The sequence below is a fragment of the Streptomyces millisiae genome (assembly GCF_031845425.1).
Taxonomy (GTDB): domain Bacteria; phylum Actinomycetota; class Actinomycetes; order Streptomycetales; family Streptomycetaceae; genus Streptomyces; species Streptomyces millisiae.
The window spans coordinates 151,184-168,138 of sequence record NZ_JAVREM010000007.1 but is presented as its reverse complement, the minus strand read 5'-3'; the positions used below and the strand labels follow the sequence as shown (position 1 = coordinate 168,138).

Annotated in this window: 17 protein-coding genes; 5 read left to right on the top strand and 12 right to left on the bottom strand. The window is 73.7% G+C overall.

Translation table 11 applies throughout. The features are described from left to right. The first annotated feature begins 60 nt into the window (after window positions 1-60). Together RNC47_RS09965 and RNC47_RS09960 are read left to right on the top strand one after the other, a co-directional pair. A complete protein-coding gene (locus tag RNC47_RS09965) occupies window positions 61-603 on the top strand; it encodes a DUF1707 SHOCT-like domain-containing protein (protein ID WP_311597469.1) in 543 nt (180 codons plus the stop codon). A 106-nt stretch (window positions 604-709) separates the two neighbouring features. Next, on the top strand, window positions 710-1,471 hold the full coding sequence (locus RNC47_RS09960; protein WP_311597467.1) for a DUF899 domain-containing protein: 762 nt from the start codon (window positions 710-712) through the stop codon (window positions 1,469-1,471). A 16-nt stretch (window positions 1,472-1,487) separates the two neighbouring features. On the opposite strand, the gene RNC47_RS09955 is transcribed toward RNC47_RS09960, so the two are convergent. Then, a complete protein-coding gene (locus RNC47_RS09955) occupies window positions 1,488-2,354 on the bottom strand; it encodes a GNAT family N-acetyltransferase (RefSeq protein ID WP_311597466.1) in 867 nt (288 codons plus the stop codon). 50 nt (window positions 2,355-2,404) lie between these two features. Continuing rightward, complete coding sequence (locus tag RNC47_RS09950; RefSeq protein WP_311597464.1) at window positions 2,405-2,920, bottom strand: hypothetical protein; 516 nt, start codon at window positions 2,918-2,920, stop codon at window positions 2,405-2,407. A 148-nt stretch (window positions 2,921-3,068) separates the two neighbouring features. Between RNC47_RS09950 and RNC47_RS09945 the strand changes: the two genes are divergently transcribed. Continuing rightward, complete coding sequence (locus RNC47_RS09945) at window positions 3,069-3,704, top strand: GAP family protein (RefSeq protein ID WP_311597462.1); 636 nt, start codon at window positions 3,069-3,071, stop codon at window positions 3,702-3,704. Here the strand turns inward: RNC47_RS09945 and ppsA are convergent. The 3 genes from ppsA to RNC47_RS09930 all read right to left on the bottom strand — a co-directional run bounded on the left by ppsA (window position 3,685) and on the right by RNC47_RS09930 (window position 7,841). After that, the gene (ppsA, locus tag RNC47_RS09940; RefSeq protein WP_311597460.1) at window positions 3,685-6,105 is read right to left on the bottom strand and encodes a phosphoenolpyruvate synthase; all 2,421 of its coding nucleotides are present in this window, start codon (window positions 6,103-6,105) and stop codon (window positions 3,685-3,687) included. The genes RNC47_RS09945 and ppsA overlap by 20 nt on opposite strands. A gap of 73 nt (window positions 6,106-6,178) precedes the next feature. Then, window positions 6,179-7,159 carry an Acg family FMN-binding oxidoreductase gene (locus RNC47_RS09935; protein WP_311597458.1) on the bottom strand — a complete coding sequence of 327 codons (981 nt, stop codon included), beginning with the start codon at window positions 7,157-7,159 and terminating at the stop codon, window positions 6,179-6,181. Window positions 7,160-7,187: 28 nt separating this feature from the next. Then, window positions 7,188-7,841: a pyridoxamine 5'-phosphate oxidase family protein gene (locus tag RNC47_RS09930; RefSeq protein ID WP_311597456.1), complete on the bottom strand. Its 654-nt coding sequence runs from the start codon at window positions 7,839-7,841 to the stop codon at window positions 7,188-7,190. 181 nt (window positions 7,842-8,022) lie between these two features. On the opposite strand from RNC47_RS09930, the gene RNC47_RS09925 reads away from it, so the two are divergent. After that, a complete protein-coding gene (locus tag RNC47_RS09925) occupies window positions 8,023-8,862 on the top strand; it encodes a universal stress protein (RefSeq protein ID WP_311597455.1) in 840 nt (279 codons plus the stop codon). A 75-nt stretch (window positions 8,863-8,937) separates the two neighbouring features. Here RNC47_RS09925 and RNC47_RS09920 read toward each other — a convergent pair whose 3' ends face one another. From RNC47_RS09920 to RNC47_RS09905, 4 genes are all read right to left on the bottom strand, one after another. After that, window positions 8,938-10,251, bottom strand: a complete 1,314-nt coding sequence (locus RNC47_RS09920; RefSeq protein WP_311597453.1) for an ABC transporter substrate-binding protein — start codon at window positions 10,249-10,251, stop codon at window positions 8,938-8,940. 42 nt (window positions 10,252-10,293) lie between these two features. Then, a complete protein-coding gene (locus RNC47_RS09915) occupies window positions 10,294-11,160 on the bottom strand; it encodes a carbohydrate ABC transporter permease (protein WP_311597451.1) in 867 nt (288 codons plus the stop codon). After that, window positions 11,153-12,097, bottom strand: coding sequence for a carbohydrate ABC transporter permease (locus RNC47_RS09910; RefSeq protein ID WP_311597449.1), 945 nt, complete (start codon window positions 12,095-12,097; stop codon window positions 11,153-11,155). Before RNC47_RS09910 ends, RNC47_RS09915 begins: the two co-directional genes overlap by 8 nt. Before the next feature lie 182 nt (window positions 12,098-12,279). After that, window positions 12,280-13,326, bottom strand: coding sequence for a LacI family DNA-binding transcriptional regulator (locus RNC47_RS09905; RefSeq protein ID WP_311597447.1), 1,047 nt, complete (start codon window positions 13,324-13,326; stop codon window positions 12,280-12,282). A 167-nt stretch (window positions 13,327-13,493) separates the two neighbouring features. Here RNC47_RS09905 and RNC47_RS09900 point away from each other — a divergent pair, with 167 nt between their 5' ends. Beyond that, window positions 13,494-14,786, top strand: coding sequence for a glycoside hydrolase family 27 protein (locus RNC47_RS09900; RefSeq protein WP_311597445.1), 1,293 nt, complete (start codon window positions 13,494-13,496; stop codon window positions 14,784-14,786). Between the two features lie 19 nt (window positions 14,787-14,805). On the opposite strand, the gene RNC47_RS09895 is transcribed toward RNC47_RS09900, so the two are convergent. From RNC47_RS09895 to RNC47_RS09885, 3 genes are all read right to left on the bottom strand, one after another. Then, a complete protein-coding gene (locus RNC47_RS09895; protein ID WP_311597443.1) occupies window positions 14,806-15,519 on the bottom strand; it encodes a FadR/GntR family transcriptional regulator in 714 nt (237 codons plus the stop codon). 75 nt (window positions 15,520-15,594) lie between these two features. After that, window positions 15,595-15,897 (bottom strand): putative quinol monooxygenase, encoded by a 303-nt coding sequence (locus RNC47_RS09890; protein ID WP_311597441.1) that lies wholly within the window; start codon window positions 15,895-15,897, stop codon window positions 15,595-15,597. Next, on the bottom strand, window positions 15,894-16,955 hold the full coding sequence (locus RNC47_RS09885; protein ID WP_311597440.1) for an Ldh family oxidoreductase: 1,062 nt from the start codon (window positions 16,953-16,955) through the stop codon (window positions 15,894-15,896). Before RNC47_RS09885 ends, RNC47_RS09890 begins: the two co-directional genes overlap by 4 nt.

Sequence of the window (16,955 nt, the reverse complement as noted above, 5' to 3'; positions counted from 1 at the left end):
CGTTCCGGCCTCGGGGGCCACGGTGGGTTCGCCTCGGCGGGACCGCACTAGAGTGCCACCGTGACCTCCCTGCCGGCAGACCCGTCCGCACCGCTCGGCGAAGACGACCGCGACTCGGCCGTCCGGCGCCTCCAGGAGGCGTACGCCGAAGGCCACGTCCCGCACGAGGAGATGGACGGGCTGCTCCACCAGGTGCTCACCGCCACCACGCATGGCGAGTTGGCCGCGGCGCTGGCCTCACTCCCGGCGGAGAAGCCGGCCGGCACGTCGACGATCGCCGCGGCCGGCGGGCGGATCACGCGGCGCGGCGAGTGGCGGGTGCCCCGGACCCTCAGGGTGGCGTCCGCGTACGGGAGCGTGCGCCTGGACCTGTCCCGGGCCGTCTTCGAACATCCGGTGGTCGACATCGAGTTGGAGGTCGGCACCGGCAGCGCCAGGATCACGGTGCCGCGCGACGCGGTCGTCGACCTCGACGCGCTGCGGACCGGGTGGAAGGACTCGCGCTACAAGCCCCGGCGGCCCTCGCGCCCCGGCGGGCCCACGATCCGGATCTCCGGGGTCATGGGCTTCGGGCGCCTGACGATCCGCCACGCCCGGCGGTGACGCCGCGGTCCGCGATGAGTTCCGGCCGGGTCGCGGGTCTGCCCTGGTGACCGCCGTGGGGCGGCGTCCGACGCCGCCCCGGCACGAGAACACCACGGAGGACACCATGACCGCCGCACCGCCCGGCCGCCCGCCCGTCGTCGACCTGGCCACCTGGCAGGCCGCCAGGGACGAGCTGCTGGTCCGCGAGAAGGCCCACACCCACGAGGGCGACGCCATCGCCGCGGCCCGCCGCCGACTGCCGATGGTCGAGTTCGACGGCACGGTCGAGGTCGTCGGCCCCGAGGGACCGGTCCCGTTCCTCGACCTGTTCCAGGGCCGCGACGAGCTCGTGGTCTACCAGCACATGTGGTACGACGGGGCGCCGCACCAGGGGCAGTGCGAGGGGTGCACCACCGCGGCCTGGCACCTGCGGGACGCCGTCTACCTGAACGCCCGCGGCGTCTCGTTCGCCGTGCTGACCACCGGCCGTTGGGACGAGGTGGCCTCCTTCGTCGAGTTCATGGGCTACACCCAGCCCTGGTACTCGGTGCGGGACGTGCCCGCGCCGGTCGGCGGGGAGATGGGCCACCTGACCTGCTTCCTGCGCGACGGCGACCGGGTGTTCCTCACCTACTCCACGACGGGCCGCGGCAACGAGCCGGTCAACGGCTCCCTCAGCCTGCTCGACATGACGCCCTACGGCCGCGGCGAGGCGTGGGAGGACAAGCCGGAGGGCTGGCCCGAGGGACACGCCCCGTGCTGGTACTGGCGCACGGACGCGGCGGGGAACGCCACCTGGGGCCCGACCAGCCGCCCCGTGCCGCAGTGGACCCGCCCCGGCGCGACCCCGGTGGAGACCCTCGGCCGGCACGGCCCCCACCACTGACGCCGCGGGACCGGCGTCAGGCGTCCCGGCGTCGGTCCCTTCGCTCGGGGAGCCGCTCGAAGCCGGCCGAGGCGTAGGTGGCGACGCCGCCGACGTTGGAGCTCGGGGTGCAGACGAGCGCGCTCGACGCGCCCAGCTCCCGGAGCTCGGCCGCCGCGGCGAGGGTGATCGCCCTGCCGTGGCCCCGACCGCGGTGTTCCCGGTGCACCCCCATCGGCTCCAGCACCCCGGGCCGCCCGGGGCCGGCCGCCCAGACCGTCACCACGGCCACCGCGGCGCCCCGGTCGTCGTATGCGACCAGACACCTGGCGTCGGCGTACGGCGATCCGGCCGCCATCGCGTGCCAACGCCCAGCCGTGAACGTCGACCCGTCGAACGACGCCCGCAGCACGTCGGCCCACACCGCCGCCCGCCCGGCACCGATCGCCTCGACCCGCACGCCCGAGTCCGCCACCGGCTCACCGAGGTCGCGGCGCAGCGGCGTCCACGGCTCGTCCTCGGGCCAGCCGTCCTCGCCCAGCAGGTCGTGGACCAGGGCGCCAGGGGGCGCCTCGACGTACGCCTTCCCCGCCGGCAGCACGCCGCGCTCCGGGTCGGTGGCGTCCTCGACCAGTCGCCGCGCCAGCTCCTCGTCCCGCCGGGCGTCCGGGGCCGTCGTCAGCCGCAGCAGCTCGGGGCCGTCGAGCAGCCCGACGGCGAGGATCCGCCCGTCCCGGCTCCAGGTCCTGACCGCCGCGGCCGTCGTCTCCGCGCCGAACCGCCAGAACCAGCCGAGGTCCCCCGGGTGCAGCTGCGTCGGCGCCCCCTCGGACTGCCACTCCCGCAGCGCGCCCACGACCTCGCTCAACCGGTCGGCCGCCGGCCTGCCCAACACGATCGTCATGCCGCAGAGCACACACCACGGCGCCGACGCTCCGCACCTGGTTTCCGACGTCAGTCGACGCGCGCGCAGAGGTCGTCGACGGTGCCGGCGGCCAAGGTCACTTCCTTGAAGCCGCCGGGGTCGATCTCCATGGTGTAGGCGCCGTCGATGACGTAGATGCCACGCGGCAGGTTGCCGCCGTGCTCCGCGAAGCCGACCAGCACCGGGCCGAGCACCCGCCAGGTCTGTGCCCCGTCGGCGTGGTAGGTGACGACCGCCGTGCCGCTCGCGTCCGCGTCGTGGGCGGCGCCGGTGTCGGCGTTGGTGACGCGGACGACCAGGTCACCCCGGTAGGCCACGCGCCGGGGCGAGCCGTCCTGGTGCGTGTCGAGGACCAGTCGCTCGACCTCGTCCACCACGGGCGTGCCGCTCACGGGGAAGTCACAGCGCGCGCCGGCCGCCATCTCCCACGGCGCGGAGGGCGCCGGCTCCCAGCCGGCGGCTGGCCGCGGGTCCGCGGCGGCGGTGGTGGCGGGGACCGCGGTGGCAAGGGCAAGGGCAAGGCTGGAAACGAGAGTTGCTCGCACGGTCGTCCTCCTCGGCGCGGCCCGGTCGCAGGCACCGATGGTAGGGCCGCACCGGGACCCTGCCTACCGGTCGAGGCCCTCGGGGTGCGGGCCGCCGGGTGGCGTAACCCGGCTTGCCCGGCGCGGCGGGCTCGGCGTCGATGGCCCCATGGACCTCCCGATCCTCCCGCTGGCCGTGACGATGATGGCGGGCCCGCAGCTCGTCTCCTCGGTGATCCTGGTGACGACCCCGCGCGCCGTCCGGGTGTCGCTCGCCTTCCTGGCCGGCGTCGCGATCGCCGTGGCGGTGGGGGTGACGGCGATGTTCTTCGTCGCCGCGGCGTTCGGCGGCGCGGTGGGGCTCGGCAGCGAGTCGGACCGGGGCTCGGCCGGCAACGTCGTCAAGTACGTCCTGGTGGGGCTGCTCGTGCTGCTCGCGCTGCGGAACTGGCGGGGGCGGGCCACGGCCGAGCCGCCGAAGTGGCTCGGCGCGCTGATGGACGCCGGCCCCGGCCGGGCCTTCCGCACCGGGCTGCTGGTGATCCTGCTGATGCCGTCCGACCTGATCGTCCTGCTGACGGTCGGGGTGCACCTGCGGCAGACCCACGCCACCCCGCTGGCCGCGCTGCCGTTCTGGGCGCTGACCGTGCTGATCGCGGCGCTGCCGCTGCTCGCGCTGCTGCTGTTCCACCGCCGCGCCGCGACCGCGATGCCCAGAGTGCGGGAGTGGATGAACACCCACAGCTGGCTGATCAACATCGCCGTCTGTGTGCTGTTCGTCCTGATCATCCTGTCGGGTGCGTGACCGCCCCTGAGCCGGCCTCGGCGGCGGCGACGTTCTCCTTGACCCGCAGGAAGCTGTCCGGGCTGACGGAGACGGAGTCGATGCCCGCCTCCACCAGCAGTCGGGCGAAGTCCGGGTCGTCGCTCGGGCGTTGCCCGCACAGCCCGACCGGCCGGTGGCCGGCGTGGGCGGCGTCGACCAGGGTCCTGATGCTGTCGGTGACGGCCGGGTCGCGCTCGTCGAACAGCTCGGCCAGCTGCTCGGAGTCCCGGTCGACGCCCAGGGTGAGCTGGGTGAGGTCGTTGCTGCCGATGGAGAAGCCGTCGAAGCGCTCGGCGAACGCCCGGGCGAGCACGATGTTGGAGGGGATCTCGGCCATCACATAGGTCTCCAGGCCGCCCAGGCCCCGGATCAGCCCGTGGTCCGCCATGGTCGCCAGCACCCGGTCGGCCTCGCCCAGGGTGCGGCAGAACGGGATCATCACGACGGCGTTGGTGAGGCCGATGTCGTCCCTGACCCGGGCGACGGCCCGGCATTCGAGGCCGAAGCCCTCGCGGTAGTCCTCGTGGTAGTAGCGGCTGGCGCCGCGCCAGCCCAGCATCGGGTTGCCCTCGGTGGGCTCGAACGGCAGGCCGCCGATGAGCCGGGCGTACTCGTTGGTCTTGAAGTCGCTCATCCGCACGATGACGGGCCGCGGCCACCAGGCGGCCGCGATGCGGGCGATGCCCTGGGCCAGCCGGTCGACGAAGAAGGCGGACTTGTCCTCGTACCCTGCCGTCAGTTCGGCGATCTCCCGCTTGGTGGTCGGGTCGGCGAGCTCGTCGTAGCGGAGCAGCGCCATCGGGTGGACGCCGATGTGGTTGGCGACGACGAACTCCATCCGGGCCAGGCCGACCCCGTCGGCGGGCAGCCGCCACCAGCGGAACGCGGCGGCCGGGTTGGCGATGTTGAGCATCACCCGGGTCCGCGTCTCGGGCACCCGCGTCAGGTCGAGGTCGCGTTCCTCGTACTCCAGGACGCCGTCGTAGACGGCGCCGCGCTCGCCCTCGGCGCAGGAGACGGTGACCCGGCGGTCCTCGGACAGGGTCGCGGTCGCGTCCCCGGCGCCGACGACCGCGGGCACGCCGAGCTCCCGGCTGACGATGGCGGCGTGCGAGGTCCGCCCGCCGTGGTCGGTGACGATGGCCGCGGCCCGCTGCATCACCGGCTCCCAGTCGGGATCGGTGGCGCTGGCGACCAGCACGGCGCCGTCCTCGAACCGGTCGGCCTCGGCCGGGCTGTTCAGCTTGCGGACCGGTCCCGCGGCGATGGCGTCGCCGATCGCGAGGCCGCTGACCAGGCGCTCGCCGCCCGGCTCGGTGAGCCGGTAGGAGCGCAGGGTGGCGGCCTGCCTGCGGGCCTGCACGGTCTCCGGGCGGGCCTGGACGACGTGCAGCTCGCCGGTGTCGCCGTCCTTGGCCCACTCGATGTCCATGGGCCGGCCGTAGTGCTCCTCGATCACCTCTCCCCAGCGGGCCAGCTGGAGGAGTTCCTGGTCGTCGAGGACCAGCGCCCGGCGCTCCGCGTCGGAGGTCTCCACCGTCCTGGTCGGGGAGTCCCCGGAGTCGCCCGAGTAGACGATCTTGGTCTGCTTGCCGCCGACCCGCCTGGCGATCACCGGGCTGAGGTCCGTCTTGTGCAGGAACGGCTTGAAGACCTCGTACTCGTCGGGGTCCACCGCCCCCGAGACGACGGACTCGCCGAGCCCGAAGGCGGCGTTGACCAGCACCACGCGCGGGAAGCCGCTGTCGGTGTCCAGGGTGAACATCACCCCGGCGCCGGCGCGGTCCGCGCGCACCATCTGCTGCACGCCCACGGACAGCGCCACCCGCAGGTGGTCGACGCGCTGGTGCTCCCGGTAGCTGATGGCCCGGTCCGTGAACAGCGAGGCGCAGCAGCGGCGGCAGGCGTCCACCACGGCGTCCTCGCCGGTGACGCCGAGGAACGTCTCCTGCTGGCCGGCGAAGCTGGCCTCCGGCAGGTCCTCGGCCGTGGCGCTGCTGCGCACCGCCACGTCCACGTCGGCCCGCCCGAGGCGCTCGCACAGCTCGCGGTAGGCACGCCTGACCGCCCCGTCCAGGGCCGGCGGCAGCGGCGTGTCCAGGATCCGTTCGCGGATCGTCCGCCCCACGTCGGCGAGCTCGGCCCCGTCGCGCAGGGCGTCGAGCCGCTCGGCGACGGCCGTGCCGAGCCCGTCGGTGGCCAGGTACTCGCGGTAGGCGTCGGCGGTGGTGGCGAAGCCGGCGGGGACCCGGACGCCGCGCGGGGCGAGGTTGCCGATCAGCTCGCCGAGCGAGGCGTTCTTGCCCCCGACCACCGCGACGTCCCCCGCCGACAGGTCCTCGAACCAGCGGATGCGGTCGTCCTCCGTGGTGCCGGTCATGGCGCCTCTCCCTCGGGTTCTCGTCGGCGTGACTCGGTGCGGCGGGTAGCCGCTCGGGTGGGGCGTGAAACCGTCACCAGGGGGTGCGTGGCTCCTCGCCGGTGATCTCGCTCGCCGGGCGGCGCGGGCTCGCCTGGCCGGGCGGCCCGTAGCCGAGCCTGATCAGCATCTGCACGTGCTCCGGCGGCCGGTCGGGGCCGTGGAGCGCGGCCCGCAGGTCGGGCCACTCCAGTGCCTGGTGCAGCAGCGACGCGCGGACCTCGTGGCCGGTGGCGACCAGCAACACGTGCTGCAGGGCCTCGCCGGCCCGCAGCCAGTCGGTGCGCCGGTCGTGCGGGGTGGCGAGGACGGCGATGATCGGGTTGCGCTCGAAGACCCGGGTGGGCAGGGCGGGGGCGAGGCCGGCGAAGTCCCGGACCGGCACGTTCCCGCTCTGGTCGCCGGGGCCGAGTTGCCCGGGGGCGATGCCGTAGGAACCGGCCTCCCGGACCCAGCCGCGGCTCTCCTCGCGTCGCCCCGGCTCGTGGGCGTTGCGCCACTCGCCCTCGGCGGTCAGCCGCAGCAGTCGCGTCACCTCGTCGGCTTCCGGCAGGTACAGCGTGACGTCCTCCACCCGGGCGGCCGCGACCAGGTCGTTCACCACCCCTGGGGGCAGCGGTCGGTTCTCGAAGGGGAAGCGGCTGCTGTGCCGCTGCCACAGCTCGTCGTACAGGTCCGTCTCGCCCCGCCGGTCCGCGGCGTCGGTGATCCGGACGGCGGCCAGCAGCCCCGGCTCGTGCGGGTCGGGCAGCAGCCGGACGGCCGTGCCGCGGCCGAGGTGGGCGGCCGCCACCCGCATGTTGAACAGCGCGGTGCCCGTCGAGACGTGCAGCGCGCGCCCGGTGGGGTCGGTCTCCTGGAGCGTCCTGCTGGGCACGGCGCGGACCAGCAGCGTGTCCCGTCCGGGGGCCCGCCGGAAGCTCCACGGCTGGGTGTTGTGGATCGAGGGGGCCCTGGTCGCGGCCGACACCAGCTTCTCGGCGGTCGCGGTGTCGAGCTCGGCCGTGGGTGCCATGGGTGTTCTCCTCCTCGGGCTCGGACGTTCACCCGGTCCTGATGCGGCGGCCGGTGACGCGGGCGGTCGTGATCCGCACCCAGCGCCGTCGTTCGCCGCCGGCCCAGGGTTGGCTGCGGGCGGCCTCGTCGAGCCGGCTCACCTCGGCCGGGTCGGTCACCTGCCGGGAGGGGCCGGTGACCAGCACGCTCCAGCCCCGGCTGAGCGCGTCGTCGACGTGGTCCACCTCGAAGGCCACCTCGGCGCCCGCGGCCCGGGCGGCGGGGCTGTCCTCCCCCGTCCGGAAGACGATCGCGTCGTCCGCCACCGTGTAGTTCACCGGGAAGATCGCCGGCCCCTCCGGCGTGGGCACGGCGACCCGGCCGACGCCGTGGGTGGCGAGGTGCTCCCGGCACTCCGCCCCGCTCATGGGCACCAGCTCCGGGCGCGGCCCGGCCTCGCCGAGTCCCGGCGGGAGCTCGGAGCCGCCGCCGAGGAGTTCGGCGGCCGAGGTGTCGAGCGCGGCCGCGAGCCGCAGCAGCGCGGCGGTGTCCGGCGCGTCGGGGCGCCGTTCCGCGTAGCGCACGTAGCTGGCGGCCACGCCGGCGCGCTCGGCCACGTCGTCCGGTGTGAGCCCGAGCCTCTCGCGACGGGCGGCCAGCCGCCGCCCCACGTCGCCGCGTCCGCTCCCCGCTGCCGGCACCTCACCGCTCCTCTCACCGACGGTCTCCCCCTCCCGCACCTCACCGATTTGCCGGGAATGCCCGAACGAAACCGGCTGCGGGGCGCGGATCACCGGCCGGTCGGCGGCCGCGTGGCGCGAACCGGCCGGCGGTGCTGTGCTGGGAGGGGAGACACGGACGCCCCAGGAGGCGGTGACAGCGGTGGAGCAGCCCACGGTGGTGGGGGTCGACGGATCGGAACACAGCCTGACGGCGGTCGACTGGGCGGTGGACGCGGCCGCGCGCCACGGCGGCCCGCTGCGGCTGGTCTACGCCTCCTTCTGGGAGCGCTACGAGGTCGCGCCCTCCGCCGGACTCGACCGGCCCGAGAGCGCGACGCCGGCCCGCGACGTGCTCGCCGCCGCCGAGCGGCGCGCCGCCGACCGGCAGCCCGACGTCAAGGTCTCCGTCGACATCGTCCCCGAGCCGCCGGCGCGGGCCCTGATCGAGGAGGGCCGGCACGCCCGCGCCGTGGTGCTGGGATCCCGCGGCCGGGGCCCGCTGACCAGCATGCTGCTGGGCTCGGTCAGCCTCGGCGTGGCCGGCCGCGCCGACTGCCCGGTCGTGGTGGTGCGCGGCACGCCGCCCGCGGTGACCGGCGGCTTCGGCCGCGTGGTGCTCGGCGTCAAGGAGCCGACGCGGGACGCCGAGGCCCTGGAGTTCGCCTTCCGCGAGGCCGCGGCCAGGTCCTGCGAGCTGTTCGCCCTGCACGCCTGGCGCCCCGCCACGGACGAGGCCCGCGTCGCCGACGAGGCCGCCGCCAGGGACCTGCTGAACGACGCGCTGGCGCGGGGGGCCGAGCGGCATCCGGGCGTCCGGGTGTCCCGCGACATCGCCGAGGGGCCGGCGCGCCCGGCACTGCTGAACGCGGCCGAGGCCGCCGACCTCCTGGTGATCGGCGCCCACCGGCGGCGCGGGGAGGACGGCCTGCGCCTCGGGCTGACCGGCCACGCGCTGCTGCACTTCGCGGCCTGCCCGGTCGCCGTGATCCCCCGGCCCTGACCGCCGGGCGGCGCACCACCCCACGCCGCCGGCCTCCCGCCGCGCGGCGAGCGGTGTCCGCCGGGGTTCCTGCGCTCAGCCGGCCGCGGTGATCGAGTCGCCGAGTTCGCCGAGGAACTCCTCCGCCGCCTCCTCGGGCGAGGCGTCGCCGAAGAGGACCCGCTGGTTGTGGCGTTGGAGCAGGGCGTCGATGTCGCTGGCGCCGTTGGGGATGATCGGCGGGGTCTCGCCGACCTCCTCCGACATGGCCTCGGTGAAGGCGAGCGACTCCTGTCCCGTGGCGTCGAGGGTGGGCTGGACGGCCTCCCGGAAGGCGGGGTTGCCCGGCTCCCCCCGGTCGAGGCCGAAGATCTCGGCGACGCGGGTGTCGTTGGTGAGGAAGTCGATCAACAGCGCCGCCTCGGCCGGGTGTTCCGTCGTCGAGGCCGCCGACCAGTACATGGAGGGCTTCAGGTACTGGAAGCCCGGCTCGGTGTCGGCGTCGGCCGGCCAGTTGGCGAGGGCGTAGTCGAAGTCGGGCGCCGTCGACTGGATGGAGACGAACTGTCCCGCGGGGATGAAGCCCATGGCCGTCGCGCCGGTGACGAGGTCCGTCTGGTCCAGCGGCAGGCCCACGCCCTCGCTGATCTGGTTGGCGGAGGGCGAGGCGCCGCTGTCGATGAGGTCGAGTTCGCGCTGCCAGTAGCCGGCGAGTACCTCCGGGTCGAGGGCGAGGTCGCCCTCCGCGTCGAAGAGTCGGGCACCGTGCTGGCGGGCCCAGACGGTGAGGCTGAACGAGTCGCCGCCGAAGGGGCTGAGGCCGTGGACCTCGCCGCCCGATGCCTCCGTCAGCTCGACGGCGGCCCGCTCGAAGTCGTCCCAGGTCCAGGTGTCGGTGTCGGGGAGGTCGACGCCGTACCGCTCGAAGAGCGTGGTGTTGATGGCGATCCCGTTGGTCGTCGCGCCGACCGGGACGGCGTACAGGGTGTCGCCCACCCGGCCCGAGTCGAGGATCTCCGGCGGCAGGGCGGAGGGGTCGAGGATGTTGTCGACGGTGGCCAGGTCGAGCAGGGCGCCCCGGTCGGCGTAGGAGGCGAGGTAGAGCTGGTCGAACTGGCTGACGTCGGGCATGTCGCCGGCGGCGGTGGTGGTCGCCAGCCGGTCCCAGTAGCCGGCCCAGTCCGAGTACACCGGCTCGACGTCGATGTTCGGGTGCTCCTCCTCGAACAGCTCGATCGCCTGGAGCGTCTGCTGGGTGCGGCCGTCCGGCCCCCACCAGCTCAGGGAGATCGTCACGTCCCCCTCGGAGAGCTCGGGGTGGTGGACGGGGTTGGCGCCCACCCCGCAGCCGGCGAGGACGAGTCCGGCGGTGACGGCGGCGCACGCCGCGCGTGGCGCTCGAAGTGTCATGGTCTTCCTCTCTGTTCCGGTTCCGAACCAGTGCCTCGGTCGCTACTTGCCGCCGGTGGTGGCGATGCCGCGGAGCAGGAACCGCTGGCCGAAGAGGAACACCAGGAACACCGGGACCAGCGAGACGACGCTCATGGCGAACATGGCGCCGAAGTCGGACTGCGACTGCGCGTCGATGAAGGACCGCAGGGCCACGGGCACGGTGTACAGGTCGGGCTTGGTGACGAAGATCAGCTGGCTGAAGAAGTCGTTCCAGGTCCAGATGAAGGTGAAGATCGCGGTGGTGGCCAGGGCCGGGACCATCAGCGGCAGCATGATCCGGCCGAATATCCGGACGTGGCCCGCGCCGTCGATCCTGGCGGCCTCGTCCAGCTCCCGGGGTATGCCGCGGATGAACTGGACCATCAGGAAGATGAAGAACGCGTCCGTGGCCAGGAACTTGGGGAGGATCAGCGGCAGGTAGGTGTTGATCCAGCCCAGTTGGGCGTAGGCCACGTACTGCGGGATGATCAGCACGTGGATCGGCAGCATGATCGTGATCAGCATGATCATGAACGCCCACCGCCGCCAGCGGAACTTCAGCCGGGCGAACGCGTACGCCGCCATGGAGCAGGAGACCAGGTTCCCGATCACCGAGCCCAGCACCACGAGGAACGAGTTGAGCAGGTAGGTGCTGAACGGGAAGCTGAGCGCGTCCCAGCCGGTCGGGTAGTGGTCCAGGTCGAAGGTGTCGACGAAGAGCCCCGAGCTCGTGAAGATGTCGTCGTTCGGCCGCAGTGAACTGGCCACCATCCACAGCAGCGGATAGAGCATCAGCAGGCAGACCGCGATCAGTCCCGCGTGCTTGAGGACGCTGGTGACGCGCCGCCGGGCGCTGGGCCTGAAGGTGGGCTGGTAGGTGTCAGTCATTGTAGAAAACCCAATACTTCGAGGCCCAGAAGTTCAGCGCGGTGAAGGCGCCGACGATGATCAGCAGCAGCCAGGCGAGCGCCGAGGCGTATCCCATGCGGAAGCTGGTGAAGCCCTCCTGGTAGAGGTAGAGCGAGAAGAAGAGGGTCGAGTCGCTGGGCCCGCCGGTCCCGTTGGAGACGACGAACGCCTGGGTGAACGACTGGAAGCTGCCGATCAGGCCGAGCACCAGGTTGAAGAAGATGATGGGGCTCAGCAGGGGAAGCGTGATCGAGAACAGCTGCCGGGTCCGCGAGGCCCCGTCGGTCGCGGCGGCCTCGTACAGCTCGCGCGGGATCTGCCGCAGCCCGGCCAGGAAGATCACCATCGGCGCGCCGAAGGTCCACACGTGCAGGATGATCAGCGTGGAGAGCGCGGTGTCCGGGTCGGAGATCCAGCCGGGGCCCTCGACGCCGAACAGCCCGAGGAACGCGTTCATCAGGCCGTCGACGCCGAACACCAGGCGCCACAGCACGGCGATGGCCACGCTGGTGCCCAGCAGCGACGGCAGGTAGAGCACCGACCGGTAGAGGGAGAGACCGCGCACCCCCCGGTCGAGCAGCAGCGCCAGGCCCAGCGCCACGGCCAGTTGCAGCGGGACCGACACGAGGACGTAGCCGAAGGTGACCTGGAGGGACTGCGCGAGCCGGTCGTCGGTGAGCATCCGCCGGATGTTGTCCAGGCCGGTGAACTCGGGGTCCTGCAGCAGGTTGTAGTCCGTGAAGGCCAGGTAGAGCGAGGCGATCATCGGGCCGAGGGTGATGCCGAGCAGGCCGATCAGCCAGGGCGCGAGGAAGAACAGCGCCGCCCTGTTGTCGCGTTTCTCCTCCGCGTCCGGCGGGCCGGCCCGGCGGCCGCGGGACCGGCTGAGCGACCGGAACTCACCCAGCGCGCTCATCGGGCGCTCCCTCGTGTCGGCGGTGGGACGTGTTCACACACATGGCTGGGCCTTCTCCGTGCGAAGGGAGTGGCGCGCGGCGGCGCCACCGGGATCGTTCGCGCGAACGTGGCGTGGACTCTAAGAGGCGAGTGATCGATAACACAAGGCCTGGGAACCCTTGTTTCGCGAAGATTTCGCGACTACGCGCGGGCGGGCGCGGGTCCCGTGGAGTCGCGCAGGATGACGCGGTTGAGCAGCGCCACGTCGGCCCGCCCGGGCGCGGGTTCGCCCCGCAGCAGGGCCAGCAGTTGGTGGACGGCCTCGCGCCCGCGGCGCTGCTGGTCCACGCGGACGGTGGTCAGCCGGGGCGTCAGGTAGCGGCCGAGCTCGTCGTCGTCCCAGCCGAAGACGCTCACGTCCCTCGGCACCTCGACGCCCACGCTCCGCAGCCCGAGGATGACGCCGAACGCCAGCCGGTCGGAGGCGGCGAACACGGCCGTCGCGCCGGAGCCGGCGATGACCTCGGTCGCCGCCCGCCAGCCGGACCCCGTGCTCCAGTCGCCCTCGACCACGGCGCACGACTCGAACCCGAGCTCGGCGACGGTGGCCTCGTACACCGCCCGCCGGTTCCGCGCCGACGCCCACGCCAGGTGCCCGGTGACGTGCACGAAGCGGCGGTGCCCGAGCTCCGCCAGGTGCCGCAGCAGGTCGGCGGCGGTCGAGGCGTCCGCGTACACGCCGAGCGACCGCATCTCGTCGTCGTAGGCGCCGTCGACGACGACCGGCACCGGGAAGTCCGACAGGGCCGGCCCCTCGGTGCCGTCGCCGAGCGGCGTGAAGGAGAGGATCCCGTCCGTGCTCTCCGGCTGCAGCAGCGCCTCCAGGCGGCTGGCGCGGGTGGCGGCGTCGCCCTCCAGGCTCACCACGTCCAGCAGGTAGCCGGCCTCGTGCGCCGCGGCGGCGGCGCCGCCGAGCAGCCCCGTCGGCATGCGCTCGGTGGAGCCGGGGAGGATGACCGTGAGCCGGTTGGAGCGGCGGGTGCGCATCGTCCTGGCCGCCTGGTTGGGCCGGTACCCCAGCTGGGCGACGGCCCGCGCCACCCGGTCCACCGTCCCGGGGCGCATGCCGGGGTCCTTGCGCAGGAAGCGGGAGACGGTCTGGTGGGACACCCCGGCCAGTTCGGCGACCTCGTAGATGGTCGGGGGCTTCTTCGCGGCGCGCGGGCGCGGCAACGACTCGTCCGCCACGTGGTCCCCCCTTCTCCGCGTTCGGCCCGGTCGTCGGACGCCGGGATCACCGCGGCACAGTGTAAGAGAGCGAGCCGGGCGCGGACCCGCGCGAATCCCTTGTGTGATCGATCAACGCGCCTCTAGAGTCCGGCCCGGGAACGCTCGCCCAACAGAAACGATCAGCCATGACCAGAACCGCACGGCCGCTCCCCGACCGCCGGCTGCGCCCGCCGATGGGGTGGAACAGTTGGGACTGCTACGGCACCACCGTCACCGAGGACGAGGTGCTGGCCAACGCGGTCTTCCTGCGCGATCACCTGCTGCCGCACGGCTGGGACACGGTGGTCGTGGACATCCAGTGGTACGAGCCCACCGCCCGCGCGCACGGCTACAACGCCGACGCCCCGCTGGTCCTCGACGGCCACGGCCGCCAACTGCCCGCGCCCAACCGGTTCCCCTCGGCGGCCGGCGGCGCCGGCTTCGGTCCGCTCGCCGCCCGGGTGCACGAACTCGGCCTGCGGTTCGGCCTGCACATCATGCGCGGCATCCCGCGCCGGGCCGTCGCGGCCCGACTCCCCGTGGCCGGCACCGACTTCACGGCCGACGAGATCGCCGACACCGGCTCGGTCTGCCCCTGGAACTCCGACAACTACGGCCTCAACCACGACCACCCCGGCGCCCAGGCGTACTACGACGCGCAGGTCGCCCAGTTCGCCGCCTGGGGCGTGGACTTCGTCAAGGCCGACGACATGCTCTTCCCGTACCACGAGCGGGAGATCGCCGCCTACGCCCGGGCCATCGCCCGCAGCGGCCGGCCCATCGAGCTGAGCCTCTCCCCCGGCACCGACGTCTCCCTCGCCCACCTCGACCACCTGCGGGCCAACGCCACCATGTGGCGGGTCTGCGACGACCTGTGGGACCGCTGGCCGGACGTCGAGGCCCAGTTCGCCCGCATGGCCCGCTGGGCGCCCTGGCAGTCCGAACACGGCTGGGCGGACGCCGACATGCTGCCCCTGGGCCACATCGGCATCCGCGCCGAACGCGGCGAGGACCGCGTGTGCGGCCTCACCGCCCCCGAGCAGACCAGCCTGCTGACCCTCTGGCTGATCTCCCGCTCCCCGCTGATGATGGGCGGCGACCTGCCCACCAGCTCACCCGGGACCATCGCCCTGCTCACCAACGACGAGGCGCTCCAGGTCCTGTTCCACAGCCGGGAGAACCGCGAGGTGCTCCGCGAACGCGACCTGATCCTGTGGACCGCCCGCGACACCGAGGAACACACCCGCTACGCCGCCGTCTTCTCACTGGCCGACGAGCCCCGCCACCTCACCGTCCCCCTCGGCGACATCGGCGCCCACCCCGACGACCGACTCCGGGAACTGTGGACCCACACCGACACCCCCCACGACGGCCACCACCTACGGATCGACCTCCCGGCCCACGGCGCCGCCCTCTACCGGCTGACGCCGCGCGGCTAGCCGGGCGCCGGCGGGGCCGCTACTGGTTCGCGGCCAGCCGCGCCCGTAGTCGTCTCGTCGCCGAGGTCATGTGGGCCCGCATAGCCTCCCGTGCCGCCCGCGGGTCGCCGGCCCGCACGGCGTCCAGGACGGCGGTGTGCTCGGCGAGCCGTCCCTCGCGTGGGTTGCGGATGTTCTGCTTGATCCAGACGGCGACCAGCGTCTCCAGACGCGCCTGGAGTCCGGCCAGCGTCACGTTGTGGGCGGCCTGGGCGAGCGCCCGGTGGAAGGCCAGGTCGGCCTCCAGGTAGGCGGCCGGGTCCTCGTGGGCCGCCGCCATCCGGGAGAAGTGGGTGTCGAGCGCGACCAGGTCGTTGTCGGTGCGGCGCGCGGCGGCCAGCTCCGCCAGGTCGGTCTCCACGCAGGCCCTGGCCTCCAGCAGGTCGTCCACGGTCTGGTCGCCGAGCAGCAGGCCCCACTCCAGCACCTGCGGCAGCAGGTCGGAGCTGGCGTCGCGCACATAGGTGCCGTCGCCCTGCCTGATGTCGACGAGCCCGAGCAGGCTGAGCGACTTCAGCGCCTCGCGGACCGCCGAGCGCCCGACGCCGAAGGTCTCGGCCAACTGCCGCTCGGGCGGCAGCCGGTCGCCGGCGCGCACCTGGCCCGAGGTGAGGAGGTGGTCGAGGAGGCGTCTGGCCACCTCGACGGCCGGCGTCGCCGGTTCGCCCCGCTCGATCCGTGTCAGTCCTGCCATCGCCGTGCTCTCCCCACCTCGGTTGATTGCTGCACCGTAGCCGACCCGGAAGGCGGTAAGGCGTCCGCGCGCCACTCAGGAGTGGTGGAACAGCAGGCGGGACAGCGTGGTGACGCGGCTGCCCGGCACGACGTACGCGGCGACCGCCCGCTGCCAGGCCGGGTAGTGGGGCGCGGCGCGGTGCGCGTCGACCGCGGCCTCGTCGTCGTACAGCTCGTGGAAGACGAAGTGGTGGTCGTCGGCCAGGTCGCAGACGACGTCGAAGTAGCGGCATCCCGGCTCGTCGGTGAAGGAGCGTTCGGCCTGTTCCCGGATGGCGGCCAGGAAGGCGTCGCGGCGGCCGGGGACGACCTGGAGCGAGACGGTCAGCGCGATCACGCCGCCACCTCCTCGGCGGCCGGCAGGGCCACGCCGGTGTCGGCGGCGATCCGGGTGAGCGAGGCCCAGGTCTCGTCGACGACGCGGACGCCCTCCGCGCGCAGCCGCTCGGCGGTACGGGTCTCCGGCTCGCCCGGCACGAGGACCTCACTGACGCCGGGGGCGGTCGGCGTGGCCTTGGTCTGTTCGACGAGCGTCTCGACCCGCCGGGCGAACTCGTCCTGGTCGGCCATGGCCCTGACGTCGAGACAGATGAGCAGGTGTCCGCAGCCGCTGCGCGCGTCGGGCACGTAGGGGCCGACGACGCCGGTGCCGAAGCCGCTGCCGGTCAGCACCCCGGCCAGCACGTCGAACATGAAGGCGATCGCATAGCCCTTGTGGCCGCCCATCGGCAGGATCAGGCCCTCCACGGCCCGGCGCGGGTCGGTGGTGGGCACCCCGTCGGCGTCGGCGGCCCAGCCCTCGGGGATGGGCTCGCCCCGCTCCTTGGCGTGGTAGATCTTGCCGCGCGCCACCCCGGTGTTGGCGATGTCCGTCACGACGACGCCGTGCCGGCCGCCGGGGGCGGCGATCGACCACGGGTTGGCGCCCACCCGCTTCTCGCGGCCGCCCCAGGGGGCCATGGCCGGGCTGCCGTTGGTGCCGAGGATCGCCACGCAGCCCCGCTCGGCCGCCTTGCGGGTGAAGTAGGCGGCGGTGCCGAAGTGTCCTGAGTTGCGGACGCCGACCGCGCTGATCCCGTGGCGCCGGGCGCGCTCGACGCCGAGTTCGACGGCCCGGTCGGTGATCACCTGCCCGATGCCGTCCCGGCCGTCGAGCACCAGCACCGCGCCGTTGTCGCTGACGACGGCGGGCTCGGTGACGGGGGTCATCGCGCCGTTGGCGAGCCGGTCGAGGTACCAGGGCAGCCGCAGCATGCCGTGGGACGGGTGGCCCCACAGCTCGGCGGTCACCAGGGTGTGCGCGAGCAGTTCGGCGTCCCGCGCCGGGACGCCGTGGGCCTGGGTGGTGGCGGTGGCGAACCGGAGCAGTTCCGGGGCGCCGACGAGGTGGGGCAT

What these genes read in the sequence shown, in the direction of transcription:
- RNC47_RS09960 (WP_311597467.1), top strand. Translation starts at nt 710, where the DNA reads ATGACCGCCGCACCGCCCGGCCGCCCGCCCGTCGTCGACCTGGCCACC.
- RNC47_RS09955 (WP_311597466.1), bottom strand. Translation starts at nt 2,354, where the DNA reads ATGACGATCGTGTTGGGCAGGCCGGCGGCCGACCGGTTGAGCGAGGTC.
- RNC47_RS09945 (WP_311597462.1), top strand. Translation starts at nt 3,069, where the DNA reads ATGGACCTCCCGATCCTCCCGCTGGCCGTGACGATGATGGCGGGCCCG.
- ppsA (WP_311597460.1), bottom strand. Translation starts at nt 6,105, where the DNA reads ATGACCGGCACCACGGAGGACGACCGCATCCGCTGGTTCGAGGACCTG.
- RNC47_RS09935 (WP_311597458.1), bottom strand. Translation starts at nt 7,159, where the DNA reads ATGGCACCCACGGCCGAGCTCGACACCGCGACCGCCGAGAAGCTGGTG.
- RNC47_RS09920 (WP_311597453.1), bottom strand. Translation starts at nt 10,251, where the DNA reads ATGACACTTCGAGCGCCACGCGCGGCGTGCGCCGCCGTCACCGCCGGA.
- RNC47_RS09915 (WP_311597451.1), bottom strand. Translation starts at nt 11,160, where the DNA reads ATGACTGACACCTACCAGCCCACCTTCAGGCCCAGCGCCCGGCGGCGC.
- RNC47_RS09910 (WP_311597449.1), bottom strand. Translation starts at nt 12,097, where the DNA reads ATGAGCGCGCTGGGTGAGTTCCGGTCGCTCAGCCGGTCCCGCGGCCGC.
- RNC47_RS09900 (WP_311597445.1), top strand. Translation starts at nt 13,494, where the DNA reads ATGACCAGAACCGCACGGCCGCTCCCCGACCGCCGGCTGCGCCCGCCG.
- RNC47_RS09895 (WP_311597443.1), bottom strand. Translation starts at nt 15,519, where the DNA reads ATGGCAGGACTGACACGGATCGAGCGGGGCGAACCGGCGACGCCGGCC.
- RNC47_RS09885 (WP_311597440.1), bottom strand. Translation starts at nt 16,955, where the DNA reads ATGCCCCACCTCGTCGGCGCCCCGGAACTGCTCCGGTTCGCCACCGCC.